We start from the raw sequence: 18,067 nt of genomic DNA, 5'->3' as shown, positions 1-18,067 counted from the left end.
GCGATACAATAAAGAAAATCCGACACACGAAATCGGAATTATGGTAATAAGATTGGCAGTGTTTTTCAAAGTTGAATTTGAAAAGTACTGCCAACTTTAAATAAAGAAAAAAATCATGAAAAATAAAATACTCAAAAACAATGTCTTAACCGTGCTCCTGTTTTTTACCGTTATCGGTTTTTCGCAGGATAAAAGCTCGAGTGTCGTTTTACTGGATGCTTTTTATTCAAAAATTAAAAGCCAGAAAAACCCACAAATAATTGATGCCAGAGGTCCGGAAGAATTTGCATTAAACCATATTGAAGGGGCTTTAAATTTCAATACGAAATCAGAGAATTTCGAAAAAGCTACAGCCGCATTAAATCCGTCACAACCGGTATTTATTTATTCTATTGCAGCCTACAGAAGTGGTCTTTTAGCAACCGAATTAACCAAAAAAGGATTTTCGGAAGTCTATATTTTAGAAGGCGGAATTGCCAACTGGATTGGTGGAGGAAAACCTTTTTATACCAATTTAAAAAGCAAATTAACCCTTCCTGAATACAAAAAAATCGTCGCTGATCATAACTATGTTTTAGTAGACATCGGATCTAAATATTGTGCCACCTGCAAAACCGTAAAACCAATTTTAGAAAACCTCAGAACACAATACGGAGAAAAACTGAAAATCGTTCAAATTGAACTGGAAGAAAGCCCTCAGGTCATAGCCGATTTAAAAACCGTACGCGTCTTCCCGACTTTGATCTTGTATCAGAATGGTAAAATTGTCTTCAAAAAAGATGGCCTGGGTGATTTGAAAAATGATGTTGATGCTGCTTTAGCCCAAAAATAATAGTCTAAAAATATTTAAATGTCAGCTAAAACAAAACAATTTACCCTTCAAGAAGACTGGACAGTAGTGCTTTTAGGATTTCTGATCATCGGAATTTCCCTGTTTATTTTTCTTCCTTCAGTGCCTGTTTTCAAATGGTCCGGTATAGGAGATTTACAAACTGATGTTTTCGAATCCGGCAACCTGCAAATCATTCTGTTGCAATTCATCTATTTCATTTCAATAGGAGCAATCGGCGCCTTTTTAATTGGAAAATCGATTAAAAATTTTTTAGCAGTTTTTCCCGTTGTTTACCTATTGACGCTCATTTCCTTGCTTATTGCAGGAAATACTTTTATAAAAGGCATCAATTTAGAAGCCGTTATTTTCAGTCTGATCATTGGTCTGGCAATCGGTAATTTCTTCAAACTCCCGGAATGGTTTCGTACGGCGCTTTCAACAGAAGTATTTGTAAAAATCGGATTGGTTTTACTGGGAACCAGCATCATCTTTTCAGACATTCTTAAAGCAGGTTCGTATGGATTATTTCAGGCTTTAGTAGTTGTATTATCCGTTTGGTACTTTGCTTTTTGGCTGTGTAAAAAACTAAAAGTTGATGAAGAGCTGACCATGATGATTTCCAGCGCGGTTTCGATCTGCGGTGTTTCTGCTGCAATTGCAACTTCGGGGGCCATCAAAGGAGATTCGAAGAAATTGTCTTATGTCATTTCGATGGTTTTGGTAACCGCTGTCCCAATGATGATTTTCATGCCGATGATTGCGCGCTATTTCAACTTTCCCGAAGAAGTAACCGGAGCCTGGTTAGGCGGAAGTATTGACACCTCCGGAGCTGTTGTGGCTTCGGGATCTCTTGTTGGAGAAACAGCATTGAAGATCAGTACCATTGTCAAATTCTCGCAAAATGTTTTGCTGGGATTAGCTGCTTTTGCCATATCTGTTTATTGGACATATACGAACAATACCTCTGCTGAAGCTGCTGCGTCAAAGCCAACACTGGGAATCATCTGGGAACGTTTTCCAAAGTTTGTCATTGGCTTTATTGCTGCTTCCCTGGTCTTTTCTTTTTTGCTTACTCCGGAAATCCGCGACAATGTGAAAGACAGTTTAAAGAATCTTCAGGGACTTTGGTTTGCCCTGGCTTTTACCAGTATTGGCTTAGAAACCAACTTTAAAGATTTGTTCAGCAATACCAGTAAAAAACCGCTATATGCCTTTTTAATAGCGCAGCTCTTCAATGTTATCCTTACACTCCTGATCGCATTTCTACTTTTCAGTAAATAAATACGATTGAAATTTTAAATACAACAGCATGAAAAAAATAGCAATAACACTGACACTGCTTCTTGCTGCAGCAGTTTTAGTTCAGGCCCAAAATAAAGCGGAAACTTCAAAACCAAATATCATTTTGATTATGGTGGATGATATGGGCTATTCTGATTTAGGCAATTATGGTTCAGAAATAAAAACACCCAATCTCGACAAGCTGGCAAAGGAAGGCACCCGACTGCGTGAATTCTACAACAACTCTATTTGTGCACCCACCAGAGCATCTTTGCTTACAGGTCAATATCAGCATAAAGCCGGTGTTGGTTTTTTTGATGTGAATTTAGGATTGCCAGCCTATCAGGGTTACCTGAACAAATAATCGTTGACTCTTGGAGAAGTTTTCCGTTCAGGCGGCTACAGTACCATTTTATCCGGAAAATGGCATGTAGGTTCCGAAGATCAGGCGCAATGGCCTAACCAGAGAGGTTTTGATAAATTTTATGGCATCTTAAAAGGCGCTTCGAATTATTTTGATACCAAACCTCTGCCATTTGGAAAAACACCTTATCCCGTAAAATTAATCGAAATAATGAAGAACTGCATCCTAAAGATGATTCGTATTATTTTACAGATGAAATTGGCAATAATGCGGTCACTTTTCTGGACGAACAGAACAAGGAAAACAAACCGTTCTTTTTGTACCTCGCTTTTACAGCTCCGCATTGGCCACTTCAGGCAAAACCGGTTGACATTGCGAAATACAGAGGCAAATTTGATGAGGGTTGGGATGTTTTGAGAGAAAAGAGAATTCAGAAATTAAAAGAAAACGGCATTTTACCGGCAGATCAGACGGTGGCTCCAAAAGACCCTGAAGTTCCGGAATGGAATAAATTAACCTACGACGAAAAACAGTTCTGGAAAGCAAAAATGGAAGTCTACGCTGCCATGGTCGACAATATGGATCAGAATGTGGGTAAGGTACTGGAAAAAATAAAAGCCTTGAAAAAAGATCAGAATACACTAATTATTTTCATTTCCGATAACGGCGCTCAGGGCGGTTTCAATACGTATAATCCATTAGGAAGAGGATTGGTGCGAAATGAAGGTCCAGTTGGAACTTCCGGATCATTTGATTATCAGGAACAAAACTGGGCGTATCTGTCGAATACTCCGTTACAGCAGTATAAAAACAATATGCACGAAGGCGGATTCAGCTCGCCTTTTATTGCCTGGTTTCCTTCTAAAATAAAAGCGGGAAGAATAGATAAAGGAACAGGACATATTATTGACCTCGCTCCTACTTTCTATCAGCTGGCCGGAATTGAATATCCTAAGGAATATAATGGTGTGACCTCAAATCCTTTGGTTGGAAAGAGTTTACTACCTGTTTTATTTGATAATGTTTCGCAGGTAGACAGAGGCGCACCATTATTTTGGGAAAGAGCCGGAAATCGTGCCGTAAGGGACGGCAGATGGAAATTAGTTTCTATTTATCCGTCTTACGAATGGGAACTTTATGATATCGAAACCGACCGCGGCGAAACCAAAAACGTAGCGCAGCAAAATCCCGGAATCGTAAATAAACTTTCGGCTGAATATTTCGAATGGGCAGACCAGACAGGAGTGGTAGAATACAGTAAATTCAAACTAAAACCGGAACAGATGCCCGGCGGTGCAGCTCTTAAGAAATAAAAAATAATTTCCGGCAGAAGGCCTGAAAAATAAATCCCTTAAAAATTAAAACCATGGCAGAAGTAAAACAACAGCAGACTGCATTAGGCGATGCAGCAGCAAGACAATTAGCAATTGCAACCCGATCGGTTCCTCAAATCGGAACCATATCGCCAAGATGGCTAACCCATCTTTTGCATTGGACTCCGGTTGAATCGGGTGTATATCGTCTGAATAAAGTAAAAGACGGAAGCCATATAGAAGTCGACTGTTCGGCAAGGGACGAAAGGATTCTACCCAATACTTTTGTCGATTATATTGAGAATCCGAGAGAATACAATCTGGCAGCCGTTCAGACTATTGTAGATGTGCATACCCGTGTTTCGGATTTGTACAGCAAACCATACAATCAAATTTCGGAGCAGCTTCGTCTGGCCATTGAAACGATCAAAGAACGTCAGGAAAGCGAACTGATCAATAATAAAGATTACGGACTGTTAAACAACGTCGCTCCTTCCCAGATTATAAAAACCAGAACCGGCGCACCCACTCCGGATGATTTGGACGAATTGCTGACCAAAGTATGGAAAGAGCCCGGTTTTTTCTTATTGCACCCGTTAGCGATTGGTGCCTTTGGACGTGAGTGCACGCGCCGTGGAGTTCCGCCTCCGACAACCTCCTTATTTGGTTCACAGTTTTTGACGTGGAGAGGAATTCCATTAATTCCATCCGATAAATTACCGATTGAAAACGGCAAATCAAAAATCATTTTATTACGCACCGGCGAATCGCGTCAGGGTGTTATCGGGCTTATTCAGCCGGGTCTGCAAGGCGAACAATCACCTGGATTGTCTGTTCGTTTTATGGGTATAAATGAAAAAGCAATTGCTTCTTACCTGGTATCCCTGTATTGCTCATTGGCCATATTGGTAGATGACGCTATTGCAGTGCTGGAAGATGTAGAAATAGGAAAATATCATGAGTACAAATACTAACAACACCGGTTTATACAACATAGACGATCTGCAGCATTTAGCCAACGAATTGTTCAAAACGCTGCCCAATGAGTTTCCCAAGGAAATTTCGTTGAGTCCGGATCGAAAAGAACATCCCCGTGCGACTAAAATTGCAGAAACGTTATTGCAGGCCGGAAGTTTCAATACTCCCGAAACGGTACCGCTTCAGGCACAAAATCCGCTGAATGTGCAGTCCAATCTGCCTTTTAGCGGTTTTGGAGCCTCTTCCTCGGTTGCCAATTCCGGAAATACGGGCATTTCCGCTTTGTATCCAAATGCATTTAACGGATATGAGTCTCAAAATGGTATTTCAAAAGCTGAAATTCCACTTGGCAACAATGTCAACCTCAATGATCCACAGACGGGTTTTTATGATATTAATTTAAGAAGCGGCGGCACACCACAATTAAACGAAGAAGCTATTTTTAAATCCCTGTTTCTGAATCAGCAGTATTTACCGTTCGAAACCGAAAATTCCTCTTTTGAAGCCGAATTAAAACAGGCATTATCGTTTGTTGATACTCAGTTTAGAAAGCGATCCGATCTTTCGTCCAGTGCAGTTGAAGGCTCTAATTCGTATTATTTCCTGGAACAAAATCCGTTTGCTTTTGATGCCAAAAATGTAAATACATGGGCGGGAAATTCTTTTGAACCTACAGAAATCAATATACTTACAGGACATTTTGATGCTCATCTGATTAAAAAAGATTTTCCGATTCTAAATGAAACAGTAAACGGAAAACCATTAATCTGGTTTGATAATGCTGCAACAACTCAAAAACCAAAATCGGTAATAGAGCGCATTGCTTATTTTTACGAACATGAAAATTCCAACATTCACAGTGCTGCGCATGAATTGGCTGCCCGTGCTTCTGATGCTTATGAAGCTGCCCGTGATAAGGTAAAAGTTTTTCTGAATGCCAATTCTGTAAATGAAATTGTATTTGTGCGCGGAGCAACAGAAGGAATCAATCTTGTGGCACAAAGCTGGGGCGAGCATAATTTAGTTGCCGGAGATGAAATTATTGTCAGTAATCTCGAACATCACGCGAATATTGTTCCGTGGAAAAGATTAGCAGATAAAAAAGGAATCAAACTTCGTGTCATTCCGGTAGACGATGACGGTCAGATTTTACTGGACGAATATGCCAAATTACTGAATTCCAAAACCAGATTAATCGCTTTTACTCAGGTTTCCAATGCACTGGGAACGGTAACTCCGGCTAAAAAAATCGTGGAAATGGCACATGCGGCCGGGGCAAAAGTTCTAATAGACGGGGCCCAGTCTGTTTCCCATATGAAAGTTGATGTTCAGGATTTGAACCCTGACTGGCTGGTTTTCTCGGGACATAAATTATTTGGCCCGACAGGAATTGGGGCTTTATACGGAAAGGAAGAATTATTAAATGAAATGCAGCCTTACCAATCCGGCGGTAATATGATTCAGGATGTTACATTCGAAGAAATAAAATACCACAAAGCGCCGAATCGTTTTGAAGCAGGAACCGGAAATATCGCAGATGCCATTGGCCTTGGCGCAGCGATAGATTACGTGACCAAAATAGGAATTGATGCAATCGGACAATACGAACATCAATTGCTGGACTACGCCACAAAACTTCTCAAGGAAATTCCGGGAGTTCGTTTGATAGGAACTGCTGCCCATAAGGCAAGTGTACTTTCTTTTAATCTGCAAGGTTACACCAATGATCAGGTTGGACAAGCGCTTAACAGAGAAGGAATTGCCGTAAGAACCGGACATCATTGCGCACAACCCATTTTACGACGAATGGGGGTTGAAACTACTGTTCGTCCATCGCTGGCATTTTATAATACCACACAAGATGTAGATGTTTTCATCAAAACAATCCGGGAGCTCAAAAAGGTCCGGTTTTAAACTAAAACAGCGCGATTATTCCTTCAGAAGCGCAAAGAAATAATTGTTTTTTTTGATATTTTGGACAATTATAAACAAAAGGCGATTGCTAAATGCAATCGCCTTTTTATATAGTAAAGTAAGCTGAATTAATTTATCTAAAATCATTTAGTGACTTTTCAATAATCTCCAGGCATTCCTGAATTTGAGATTCTGTCATCACCAAAGGCGGTGCCAGTCTGATTTTATTTCCGTGAGTTGGTTTTGCCAATAATCCGTTGTCCCTGAATTTCAGGCAGATTTCCCAGGCCAGATCAGAATCTTCACCACAATTAATCACAATTGCATTTAATAATCCTTTACCACGTACTAACGTAATCAGGTCATTTCTTTCTGCAATTTCGTTTAATCCTTTTCTTAGAATGATACCTAAACGTTCTGCATTTTCGGCTAATTTTTCGTCTCTTACCACTTCAAGTGCCGCGATTGCAACTGCAGCTGCTACGGGATTTCCACCAAAAGTAGAACCGTGTTGTCCGGGTCTGATTACATTCATGATTTCATTATTGGCCAAAACCGCAGAAACCGGATAAACTCCGCCTGAAATGGCTTTTCCTAAAATTAAAATATCAGGCTGTACATTTTCGTGATGAACGGCTAATAATTTTCCTGTACGGGCAATTCCGGTCTGAACTTCGTCTGCAATAAACAATACATTATGTTTCTCACAAAGTGCTTTTGCTTTTGCCAAATATCCTTCAGAAGGAACATAAACTCCGGCTTCACCCTGAATTGGTTCTACCAGAAAACCGGCAATATTTTTGGAAGATTCCAAAGCTTTTTCTAAAGCTTCCAAATTATCATATTCAATTTTTATAAATCCGTCTGTAAAAGGACCGAAGTTTTTACGGGCACTTTCATCATTCGAAAATGAAATAATAGTGGTGGTTCTTCCGTGGAAATTATTTTCACAAACAATAATCTGAGCCAGGTTTTCGTGAATACCTTTTACTTCGTACGCCCATTTTCTACACAGTTTAAGAGCAGTCTCAACCGCTTCGGCACCTGTATTCATTGGCAATACTTTATCAAAACCAAAATAATTGGTAATAAACTCTTCGTAATTTCCTAATTTATCGTTGTAAAAGGCTCTTGAAGTTAAAGTCAGTTTTTGAGCCTGATCCGTCATTGCTTTTACAATCACCGGATGACAATGTCCCTGATTTACGGCAGAGTAAGCAGATAAAAAGTCATAATATTTTTTTCCATCAACATCCCACACATAAACGCCTTCTCCTCTTTCTAAAACAACCGGAAGCGGATGGTAATTGTGAGCTCCGTATTTATTCTCTTTTTCTATCAAAACTTCTGATTTCGACGAAAGTACTTCTTGCTGATGTCCCATTATATTTTATTTTTATTGGAACAAAAATATAAAAATTATTTATTTACAAGCATTATAAGACTACTTTTAACTAAATTATATTCCTTAAAAATCAAATTAATTATTTTAACGTAAATAAAAGTCAATTTTACATTTGATTATAAACTTCAAATCAGACTTATTTCTATCTTTACAGCGATTAAACCCGTAAAAAATAGTGGTATGGACATTTTAGATGAATTTGACGTAAACATTATAAAAGAATTGGAAAAAGATGGAAGAATCGCTTTTTCGACGATTGCTACTAATTTAAAAATTTCAAATACGATGGTGCACCAACGCATTAACCGTTTGTTTGAACAAGGTATCATTACCGGTATCAAACCGATTCTGAATGAAAAGCAGATTGGCTACGACTGGGCTTCTTTTACCGGAATTACACTCAATAAAGATTCTGATTCTGAAAGGATTATTGCCGCTTTAAAAGAAATTCCGGAAATTACAGAGTGTTATTTCGTAACCGGATCGTTTACGCTGTACCTGAAAATTACGGCAAAAAATCACGAACACATGCGTAAAATATTATATGAAAAAATCGACAATATTCCCGGAATCGCCAAAACAGACTCGATGGTAGAACTCGGTTGTGCTTTTAAAAGAAATATAAGCTTATAAAGGACTAATTACTAAATAATTAATCGAACAATCATAGATTGGAAAACCTCGGAAGAAATATCTTTTGAGGTTTTTTTGTAACATAATATTTCTGATATTTGTTAAAAATTGTAAAACTATGAAAAATTCAGCCCTACTCCTCTTTGCTGCCATACTATTTTCTAACACTATAAACGCGCAATTGAAAACAGTTAAATATACCGACGGAAATCAGGCTTTAAATGGTCTGTTTATAAAAGCCGCCAAGAAAAGCACGAACAATCCCGGTATCCTTCTTTTACCAGCCTGGCTCGGAATTGATAATGCCTCAAAAGGAATTGCAGAAAATTTATCAAAATTAGGTTATCATGTTTTTATTGCTGATATCTATGGCGAAGGAAACTATCCCAAAAATACTGCTGAAGCGGGAAAACAAGCAGGTTACTTTAAAACTAACTTTATCGAATATCAAAAAAGGATCAATGTAGCGTTACAGGAATTAATCAAATCCGGTGCAAATCCTGATAATATTGTGGCGATCGGATATTGTTTTGGAGGAACAGGCGTTCTTGAAGCCGCACGTGGTCATCTGAACCTAAAAGGAGTGGCTTCTTTTCACGGAGGATTGGGCAGAGATGCTGCAAGAACAGTGGAAACTATTACAACCAAAGTTTTGGTTTGCCACGGTGCCGATGATCCATTCGTTTCAAAAGAAGAAATTACGGCTTTTCAACAGGAAATGCGCGATTCAAAAGCAGACTGGCAAATGATTTACTACGCTAATTCTGTTCATTCTTTTACCAATCCGGAAGCCGGAAACGATAATTCAAAAGGTGCGGCTTACAATGAAGTGGCTGCCAAAAGAGCATTCGAACATTTACAGCTTTTCCTGAAGGAAGTCTTAAAAAAATAAAACCAACCAACCAAAACCAAATTAACCAAAATTACCAATGTCACACAGTCCGATTAGAAAAGACAAAACCTGTTTAAATTGCAGGCACGTTGTAGAGCAGAAATTTTGTCCGAATTGCGGACAGGAAAATACAGATAGCAGAAAAACATTTCATCATTTGTTTATTCATTTTTTTGAAGACTTAACGCACTATGAAAATGCTTTCTGGAAAACGATTAAAAATCTGCTCTTTAAACCTTCAACCCTGACCAAAGAATATCTTTCGGGAAAAAGACTGTCCTATCTGGCACCGGTTCGTTTGTATATTTTCATCAGTTTTATTACTTTTCTTTTAATTGCTCTTTTTCCGAGTAAAGTGAGCGAAGGCATTAATAAAAGCGAGAAAGAACTGAATACCGCCGAAATAATCAGTCAGGCGAATAAGGAAGGTGAAATGAAAATTTCCAGTAAATTTTTCGATTTCAAATCCATGAAAGAAATAGATTCGATTCAGAAATATGGAAAACAAGAAGATAAGCTTTCCGATTTTCAATACTGGGCTTATGAAAAAGTAACGAATGTCACCGAACACAATACTAAAAAGGAAATCATTGAAAAATTTATTGAGTCCTTTTTTCATAATATTCCCAAAATATTGTTTGTCATAATGCCTTTTTTCGCTTTCTTTTTATGGATTTTTCACAACAAAAAGAAATGGTATTACTTTGACCACGGGATATTTACACTGCATTATTTTTCGTTCCTGCTTTTAATTTTCCTTATTTTGTTTATTGTAAACAGGGTATTCGGTTTATTTGGAGAAAATAGTCCCCTGGCCGTTATATCTGATATCATAACATTTGTCGGAACGATATGGATGTGTTATTATTTTTATCCGGCACATCATCGTTTTTATGGGGAAACGAGAATAGTTTCTTTTATAAAAAGCGTGTTTTTATTCTTTATAAACTCCCTTTTTATTTTATTTTTACTCCTATTTTATATTTTTTACACATTCATCAATTTACACTAAACCAAAAATGAAAAAACTTGTAATTTTATTATTAATTACTTCTGCATTTTCATGTAAAAATGCGCAACTGGCTGCCTCTAAGGACAATTCAGATCCAACGAAATACATGAAAGTCATCACTGAAAAGGATCTGAAAACAATGCTGTACGTTGTGGCTTCAGATGAAATGGAAGGCCGTGAAACAGGTTCAAAAGGACAAAAAAAAGCCGGTCTTTATATGATTGACCAATACAAAAAGAATGGGATTTCGTTTCCTAAAGGAGCAAAAGATTACTATCAGCCTATTCCGGCAGCATTCCTGAATGCAAGACGCAACGAAAATTTACCTGATTCCGAAAATATCTGGGCGTATATTGAAGGTTCTGAAAAACCGGATGAAGTACTGGTAATTTCAGCGCATTATGACCACGTTGGAATCAAAAATGGTGATGTATACAACGGTGCTGATGATGATGGTTCCGGAACTGTAGCGGTTATGGAAATAGCAAAAGCATTCGCAAAAGCCAAAAAAGACGGACACGGACCAAAACGTTCTATCTTATTCCTTCACGTTACCGGAGAAGAGCACGGATTACACGGTTCCCGTTATTATTCTGAAAATCCATTGTTCCCCATTGCAAACACGATCACTGATATCAATATTGATATGATCGGACGCCGTGATGTCGAACATGCTAAATCTAACAATTATGTATATGTCATCGGAGCTGACCGTTTATCGACAGATTTACATAATGCGGTGGTAAGCCAAAACGAAAAATACACCAAAGTAGACCTGGATTTTAAGTTTAATGACCCAAAAGATCCAAACCATTTTTATGAGCGTTCTGACCACTATAACTTTGCAAAATATGGTATTCCGGCTGTTTTCTTCTTCAACGGAGTTCACGAAGATTACCACGGAAAAGGGGATGAACCTCAAAAAATCGAATACGATGCTTTAACCAAAAGAGCACAACTGGCATTTGTTGTAGCCTGGGATTTAGCGAACAGGGAGAACAGACCGGTAGTTGATAAGCCTGTTAAATAGAGGTTCTGAGGTACTGAGTTGCTAAGGTTCTAAGTAAAAAAACAAGGTTCTGAGGTGCAAAGATGCAAAGGTTCAGAGGTTTTTTTTAAAGTTACTGAGGTACTAAGTTGCTAAGGCTCTCAGTAAAAGAAAACAAAAAAGGGATGAGTTAAAAACTCATCCCTTTTTTTATAGTGTAGATTCCAAAAGGAAAACCTCTGAACCTTTGCAACTTAGTACCTCAGCACCTTTCCTCTAATCATTCATAGAAAACAGACTGGTAGTTGATAAACCTGTTAAATAAGGGACAAAGGTTCAAAGCGGCAAAGGCTCAGAGGTTTTTTTAAAATTACTGAGGTACTAAGTTGCTAAAGGCTCTAAGTAAAAGAAAACAAAAAAAGGATGAGTTTTTAACTCATCCCTTTTTTTATAGTATAGATTCCAAAAGGAAAACCTCTGAACCTTTGCAACTTAGTACCTCAGCACCTTTCCTCTAATCATTCATAGAAAACATACTGGTAGTTGATAAACCTATTAAATAAGGGACAAAGGTTCAAAACGGCAAAGGCTCAGAGGTTTTTTTAAAGTTACTGAGGTACTAAGATGCTAAGGCTCTAAGTAAAAGAAAACAAAAAAGGGATGAGTTTTTAACTCATCCCTTTTTTTATAGTGTAGATTCCAAAAGAAAAACCTCTGAACCTTTGCATCTTAGTACCTCAGCACCTTTCCTTAGTCATTCATAGAAATCAAAAACTCTTCGTTATTTCTGGTTTTCTTGAAACGTTCGTTTACAAAATCCATCGATTCTACCGGATTCATATCAGACAGGTATTTACGCATGATCCACATTCTTTGCAGTGTTTTTTCGTCTAATAACAAATCATCGCGACGTGTACTTGAAGACGTTAAATCGATAGCCGGGAAGATACGTTTGTTGGCAATCTTACGATCCAATTGTAGCTCCATGTTACCGGTTCCTTTAAATTCTTCAAAGATCACTTCATCCATTTTAGAACCTGTTTCGGTCAATGCAGTTGCGATGATACTTAATGAACCTCCGTTTTCTACATTTCTTGCCGCTCCGAAGAAACGTTTTGGTTTTTGTAATGCATTGGCATCAACACCACCACTTAACACTTTTCCTGATGCCGGCTGAACCGTATTGTAAGCTCTTGCCAAACGTGTTATCGAGTCTAATAAAATAACGACATCATGTCCGCATTCTACTAAACGTTTTGCTTTTTCAAGAACGATATTGGCAATTTTAACGTGTTCCTGCGGCTCTCTGTCGAAAGTTGAAGCGATCACTTCTCCACGAACACTGCGCTGCATATCGGTAACCTCCTCAGGACGCTCATCAATAAGAAGAACGATAAGATAAACTTCAGGGTGATTGGCTGCAATTGCGTTGGCAATGTCTTTTAATAACATTGTTTTACCGGTTTTCGGTTGCGCAACTATCATACCACGCTGTCCTTTTCCTATTGGGGAAAATAAATCGATAATACGGGTTGAAACGGAACTGCCTTTTTCGGCCAGTTTGAATTTTTCTGAAGGAAAAACCGGGGTTAAGTGTTCGAAAGAAACTCTGTCGCGAACTACTTGCGGATCGTGACCGTTAATTTTAAGTACACGAACTAAAGGGAAAAATTTCTCGCCTTCTTTAGGAGGACGTACCACTCCTTTTACAGTGTCTCCGGTTTTTAAACCAAATAATCTGATTTGTGAAGTGGATAAATAAATATCATCCGGTGAAGCTAAATAATTATAATCTGAGGAACGTAAGAATCCGTATCCGTCAGGCATCATTTCAAGCACACCTTCACTTTCTATAATTCCGTCAAATTCAAAATCTGAATCCCTGAAATTATTCTTTTTATTTTTATGATTTGGATTCTGATTACCGTTATTACCATTAACATTTCCATTCCCGTTTTGATTTGGATTCTGATTCGGGTTTTGAGCTGCAGGAGCCTGATTTGGATTTTGATTCTGGTTTTTATTCTGATTCGGGTTTATCTTTTTTACCGGAGCAGGAGTTTCTGTTTTTTCAATCGTTGCTTCCGGGGTCTCAACAGTTTCCTGTGTTTCTTCGGCAACAACTTCTTTCACTGCTTCTTTTTCTTTTTGCTGAGCGACCTTTTTCTCGTAAGCTGATTTATTAAATTTTACGATTTTTGGTCCTTTTTTCTCCGCTACCTTTTTCGCCGGAGCCTCTTCTGCTTTTGGAGCTTCCTCCGGAACTTCTGAAGTTTCAGGTTTTACAGGGATTTCTTCTGCTTTATCAAATTCCAGAACCGGAGTATTTTTGCTAATCGCGGCTTTTTTTACAGGAACAATCCTTGTTCTTTTTGGCTTGTCATCAGCTATTTCCGCATCGGCAACAGCACTAACAGGTGGCGCCACAGTCGATTCTTGGTGTGTTAAAATCTGACTGATTAAAGTCTCTTTTTTAACCCCATTAAACTTTATAGTTTTAGCTAACTTAGCTATTTCTTGAAGCTCGGAAAGCTTCATTTCTTTTAATGCAGAAATATCAAACATGAATGTTCTATGAATTTAATTATTTTAACAGAAATACTGTAAAAGAATAGGTAGATAATTGTTTTGAATTGACCGCAGTATGAAGTGCTTACGGTATTATGATGCAATAATACGAATAAAATTTTATCATACAATAGTATTTATAAAAAAGAAAATATATTTTTGTAAAACAATTTTAGACCATGATACAACGAATTCAGACCGTATATTTAATTCTTACCTTCATCGTAACGGGGGTATTGGTGTTTTTTATCCCGCTTTGGACATTAAGCAACGGAAAAGCATTTTATTTTATGCAGGATCAGGTGTACACCATTTTACTGGGTCTAAGTACAATGCTTACGATTATCAGTATTATTTCATATAAGAAAAGACAAAATCAGTTTGTAATGGGCAGACTGAATATAATATTAAACTTAATTTTATTAGGATTATTTGTATATCGATCACTAAATCTATCTGGAGAGACAGTTACTGTTTCAGAGAAAGGTATTGGGATGTTTCTTCCGATTGTTGCTATCGTGTTATTAGTTTTAGCTAATAAGGCCATCAAAAAGGACGAAGATCTTGTAAAATCTGTAGATCGTTTGAGGTAAACCTATAAACTTAATTTATTTGTGTGAAAAAACCCGGATTTTATAATTCGGGTTTTTTTGTGTTAAAAAATCAAACCGGTCTAATAGATTAACTAAAAGTGTTTTTATTTGTAAGTTATTATTTATAAATTTGACTCCGATATCAAAAAGGACAATGAAGGAGAAAATTAGAATACACTTAGCTGACGATCATCAGGTGCTTATTGAAGGTCTTGCTAATTTATTGTGCACTGTTAAGGACTTTGAAGTTGTGGGTCATTCCCTGGACGGAACTACTATTTACGAAGATGTCCTAAAAACCAAAGCTGATATTCTATTACTTGACATCAGCATGCCTGATAAGGATGGAATTAAAGTACTGAAAGAATTCGGTCATAAAAAATTTCCCTGCAAAGTCATTATTCTTTCGAGTTATGATGATTTAAAAATAATAAAGCTGGTAATGAAACTGGGCGCAAAAGGCTATCTTACCAAAAAATGTGCCGGTGAAAATATTATTGAAGCCATTAATGCGGTACACCTTGATGAGGAATATTTTGACAATTATATAAGAGAAAAAATCTTTGCCAGCTTCACTAAGAACAATCCGAAATTCAATAAAAAATCTTTTACCGAAAACCAGCTGCTAACTTCAAGAGAACTGGAAGTCATCACTTTAATATCGCTGGAATACAGTGGAAAAGAAATAAGCGAACAACTTTTTATTACCCTGAATACGGTAGAAACACATCGAAAAAATATAATGAAAAAGTTAAAAATCAAAAACGTGATTGGTCTTGTAAAATATGCTTTAAAGAACAATTTGATAAACCCGTAATTACACTCTTTTCCATGTCAATTTCAAAAAAAATACTAATTCTCATCCTTTTAGTCACCACTGCAGGTTTTGCCTACAGTCCCCACAGCGTACTTTTAGAAAAATCTGAAATAAATCAAGATTCCCTAAAAAAAGAACAGCTTCAGCTTATTAAAACCGACAATAAAAAGATCGTAAGCCTGGTTATTATTCTTGTGATAATGCTCCTGATGTTATCGTATTTCTATTACCGGAATGGCGAACTAAAACAAAAAAATAAGCAAAAAGACATCAAACAAAAAATACAGCTCAACATCATTAATTCCGGCATTGACGGTCAGGAAAACGAAAGAAAAAAAATTGCCGCTTTTTTACATGATAATATCAATTCTTTACTTTCTTCTGTTGGTTTGCATCTCAATGCCTTTTCAACCCAGAACAACATTCACTCTGATGAAATCGCTAAAGCAAAAGCTATTTTAGAAGAAGCCCACGATCGATTACGCGACATGTCGCATGAACTGATACCTGCTCTTTTAGTTCGTTTTGGACTCTTGCATGCTCTGGAAGATTTATGTGAGAGAAATACAACCCAACATATTCATTTTCAGTTTTTAAGTTCAATTGCAAGCGAAAAAAGATACCCGGAAAAATTCGAAATGAAAATTTACTTTATTGTATCCGAACTATTAAATAACATCATAAAACACAGCGGAGCATCTAAAGCTCAGATTTCGTTACGTGAAAAAGAAAGCTGGTTCATCCTGATTATTCAGGATAACGGAAAAGGATTTAATGCCGAAAAACAAAACGAAACCGAAGGTTTTGGCCTCAATCGAATAAGAGCCCGAATTAAAAAATTAAAAGGAAGTATCAGTATTATTTCCAAACCCAATACCAATTCGGGGACCTCTGTAAAAATAAAAATTCCGATTTCGTAAAAGATTATTTTTTACCAATTTCTATAATTTCCAGATCTTTGATTTTATCATCATCAATTACAAATCGCAACATGGTTCTCATTTGATGGAATCCACTTTTACCGGCTGCTCCGGGATTCATGTGCAACAAATTGTTCTTTTTATCAAACATGACTTTCAATATATGAGAGTGTCCGGAAATGAATAATTGAGGTGGATTTGCCGCCATTTCTTCCCTGATGTTTGGATTGTATTTCCCCGGATAACCTCCAATATGGGTAATCCAAACCGAAACATTTTCGCATAAAAAACGGTTGTGCAACGGAAATTCCAATCTGGCTTGTGCATCGTCAATATTACCGTAAACACAACGCAAGGGTTTCAGCTTTTTTATGGTATCGGTTACATTCAAATTACCAATATCCCCCGCATGCCAGACTTCATCAGCCTGTGCCACGTATTTTAAAATTACATCATCAATATGGCTGTGGGTATCGGAAAGAAGGAGTATTTTTTTCAATTTTTTTTAAAGGTGCAAAGGTTCAGAGGTACAAAGGTACAAAGATTCAGAAGATGCAAAGGTTTTTTTCTTTGAAGGTACTGAGTCGATAAGGGGCTAAGACCTTAAGAATCTTTGTACTAATGTGATACGTTTTTTAAGGTTTTTACAATTAGGCATGGCAACAATAAAATTTAAAACTAATCAAAAAAACCTTTGAACCTTTGTAACTCCAAAAAACCTTTGCACCTCAAAACCTATGAACCTTTGTAACTCCAAAAAAACCTTTGTACCTTTGCACCTCAAAACCTATGAACCTTTACTTTGAGATATTTTATTCAATTCGCATACAACGGAACACATTATCACGGCTGGCAAATTCAGCCTAACGCCTCTTCTGTTCAGGAGACTTTAAACAAGGCGCTTTCGGTTTTGTTAAATTCTCCCATAAATGTGATGGGTGCCGGGCGAACCGATACAGGTGTTCATGCACAGCAAATGTATGCTCATTTTGATTTTGAAAATCCGATTGATGTTGCGGTTTTAGTACACAAACTCAACTCCTATTTACCAAAAGACATTGCCATTTTTAATCTTATTGAGGTTCATGATGATGCGCATTGTCGGTTTGATGCGACGAAGAGAACGTACGAATATCACATCAACACTGTTAAAAATCCATTTCTGGAAGAATTGAGTTGGTATTTTAATCAAAAATTAGACGTAGTTTTGATGAATGAAGCCGCGAAAATCCTACTGAATCATACCGATTTTCAATGTTTCTCGAAAGTAAATACAGATGTCAATACATTCGACTGCACGGTTTTTGAGGCGTACTGGACTACTGAAAATAACAAGCTTGTTTTTACGATTTCGGCGAATCGTTTTCTGAGAAATATGGTGCGCTCGATTGTCGGTACTTTGATCAATATTGGTTTACATAAAATTTCATTGGTAGATTTTGAGACGATTATTGCGAGTAAAAGCAGAGAAAAAGCCGGATTTTCAGTCCCGGCACACGGATTATATTTAACCGATATATCTTATGATTATATCACAAATTAGCCCTGATTGCAGTG

17 protein-coding genes are annotated in these 18,067 nt (G+C 37.3%); 14 read left to right on the top strand and 3 right to left on the bottom strand.

Features of this window, described 5'->3' with window-relative positions:
- Positions 1 to 115: 115 nt before the first annotated feature.
- The 6 genes from EV142_RS09590 (at position 116) to EV142_RS09570 (ending at position 6,682) form a co-directional block, all read left to right on the top strand.
- Positions 116 to 832, top strand: a complete 717-nt coding sequence (locus EV142_RS09590; RefSeq protein ID WP_132034887.1) for a thioredoxin domain-containing protein — start codon at positions 116 to 118, stop codon at positions 830 to 832.
- Positions 833 to 850: 18 nt separating this feature from the next.
- Entirely contained in the window at positions 851 to 2,113 is a 1,263-nt protein-coding gene (locus EV142_RS09585) for a YeiH family protein (protein WP_132034885.1), read from the top strand.
- A gap of 28 nt (positions 2,114 to 2,141) precedes the next feature.
- Positions 2,142 to 2,477, top strand: coding sequence for a sulfatase-like hydrolase/transferase (locus EV142_RS24525; RefSeq protein WP_371311637.1), 336 nt, complete (start codon positions 2,142 to 2,144; stop codon positions 2,475 to 2,477).
- 170 nt (positions 2,478 to 2,647) lie between these two features.
- Positions 2,648 to 3,790, top strand: coding sequence for a sulfatase-like hydrolase/transferase (locus EV142_RS09580; protein WP_306462567.1), 1,143 nt, complete (start codon positions 2,648 to 2,650; stop codon positions 3,788 to 3,790).
- A 53-nt stretch (positions 3,791 to 3,843) separates the two neighbouring features.
- The gene (locus tag EV142_RS09575; RefSeq protein WP_132034883.1) at positions 3,844 to 4,764 is read left to right on the top strand and encodes a family 2A encapsulin nanocompartment shell protein; all 921 of its coding nucleotides are present in this window, start codon (positions 3,844 to 3,846) and stop codon (positions 4,762 to 4,764) included.
- Entirely contained in the window at positions 4,748 to 6,682 is a 1,935-nt protein-coding gene (locus tag EV142_RS09570) for a family 2A encapsulin nanocompartment cargo protein cysteine desulfurase (RefSeq protein ID WP_132034881.1), read from the top strand. The genes EV142_RS09575 and EV142_RS09570 overlap by 17 nt, the downstream gene beginning before the upstream one ends.
- Before the next feature lie 133 nt (positions 6,683 to 6,815).
- On the opposite strand, the gene rocD is transcribed toward EV142_RS09570, so the two are convergent.
- Positions 6,816 to 8,066 (bottom strand): ornithine--oxo-acid transaminase, encoded by a 1,251-nt coding sequence (rocD, locus tag EV142_RS09565; protein ID WP_132034879.1) that lies wholly within the window; start codon positions 8,064 to 8,066, stop codon positions 6,816 to 6,818.
- A gap of 201 nt (positions 8,067 to 8,267) precedes the next feature.
- Here rocD and EV142_RS09560 point away from each other — a divergent pair, with 201 nt between their 5' ends.
- The 4 genes from EV142_RS09560 (at position 8,268) to EV142_RS09545 (ending at position 11,654) form a co-directional block, all read left to right on the top strand.
- Positions 8,268 to 8,720: an Lrp/AsnC family transcriptional regulator gene (locus EV142_RS09560; protein ID WP_132034877.1), complete on the top strand. Its 453-nt coding sequence runs from the start codon at positions 8,268 to 8,270 to the stop codon at positions 8,718 to 8,720.
- A gap of 118 nt (positions 8,721 to 8,838) precedes the next feature.
- Positions 8,839 to 9,612, top strand: coding sequence for a dienelactone hydrolase family protein (locus EV142_RS09555; RefSeq protein WP_132034875.1), 774 nt, complete (start codon positions 8,839 to 8,841; stop codon positions 9,610 to 9,612).
- Positions 9,613 to 9,649: 37 nt separating this feature from the next.
- Positions 9,650 to 10,624, top strand: a complete 975-nt coding sequence (locus EV142_RS09550) for a DUF3667 domain-containing protein (RefSeq protein ID WP_132034873.1) — start codon at positions 9,650 to 9,652, stop codon at positions 10,622 to 10,624.
- A 7-nt stretch (positions 10,625 to 10,631) separates the two neighbouring features.
- Positions 10,632 to 11,654: a M28 family peptidase gene (locus EV142_RS09545; RefSeq protein ID WP_132034871.1), complete on the top strand. Its 1,023-nt coding sequence runs from the start codon at positions 10,632 to 10,634 to the stop codon at positions 11,652 to 11,654.
- Positions 11,655 to 12,362: 708 nt separating this feature from the next.
- Here EV142_RS09545 and rho read toward each other — a convergent pair.
- Entirely contained in the window at positions 12,363 to 14,177 is a 1,815-nt protein-coding gene (rho, locus tag EV142_RS09540) for a transcription termination factor Rho (RefSeq protein WP_132034869.1), read from the bottom strand.
- Positions 14,178 to 14,359: 182 nt separating this feature from the next.
- Between rho and EV142_RS09535 the strand changes: the two genes are divergently transcribed.
- The 3 genes from EV142_RS09535 (at position 14,360) to EV142_RS09525 (ending at position 16,510) form a co-directional block, all read left to right on the top strand.
- Positions 14,360 to 14,773 (top strand): DUF4293 domain-containing protein, encoded by a 414-nt coding sequence (locus EV142_RS09535; RefSeq protein ID WP_132034867.1) that lies wholly within the window; start codon positions 14,360 to 14,362, stop codon positions 14,771 to 14,773.
- Between the two features lie 154 nt (positions 14,774 to 14,927).
- Positions 14,928 to 15,590 (top strand): response regulator, encoded by a 663-nt coding sequence (locus tag EV142_RS09530; protein WP_132034865.1) that lies wholly within the window; start codon positions 14,928 to 14,930, stop codon positions 15,588 to 15,590.
- Between the two features lie 14 nt (positions 15,591 to 15,604).
- Positions 15,605 to 16,510, top strand: coding sequence for a sensor histidine kinase (locus EV142_RS09525; RefSeq protein WP_132034863.1), 906 nt, complete (start codon positions 15,605 to 15,607; stop codon positions 16,508 to 16,510).
- Between the two features lie 4 nt (positions 16,511 to 16,514).
- Here EV142_RS09525 and EV142_RS09520 read toward each other — a convergent pair whose 3' ends face one another.
- Positions 16,515 to 17,009, bottom strand: coding sequence for a metallophosphoesterase family protein (locus EV142_RS09520; RefSeq protein ID WP_132034861.1), 495 nt, complete (start codon positions 17,007 to 17,009; stop codon positions 16,515 to 16,517).
- A gap of 303 nt (positions 17,010 to 17,312) precedes the next feature.
- Here EV142_RS09520 and truA point away from each other — a divergent pair, with 303 nt between their 5' ends.
- Positions 17,313 to 18,053 carry a tRNA pseudouridine(38-40) synthase TruA gene (gene truA, locus EV142_RS09515; RefSeq protein ID WP_132034859.1) on the top strand — a complete coding sequence of 247 codons (741 nt, stop codon included), beginning with the start codon at positions 17,313 to 17,315 and terminating at the stop codon, positions 18,051 to 18,053.
- Positions 18,054 to 18,067 lie beyond the last annotated feature (14 nt).

It is taken from the genome of Flavobacterium circumlabens (assembly GCF_004345565.1).
Taxonomy (GTDB): Bacteria; Bacteroidota; Bacteroidia; order Flavobacteriales; family Flavobacteriaceae; genus Flavobacterium; species Flavobacterium circumlabens.
The sequence above is the reverse complement of the archived record's forward strand: the minus strand, read 5'-3'. Positions and strand labels throughout refer to the sequence as shown.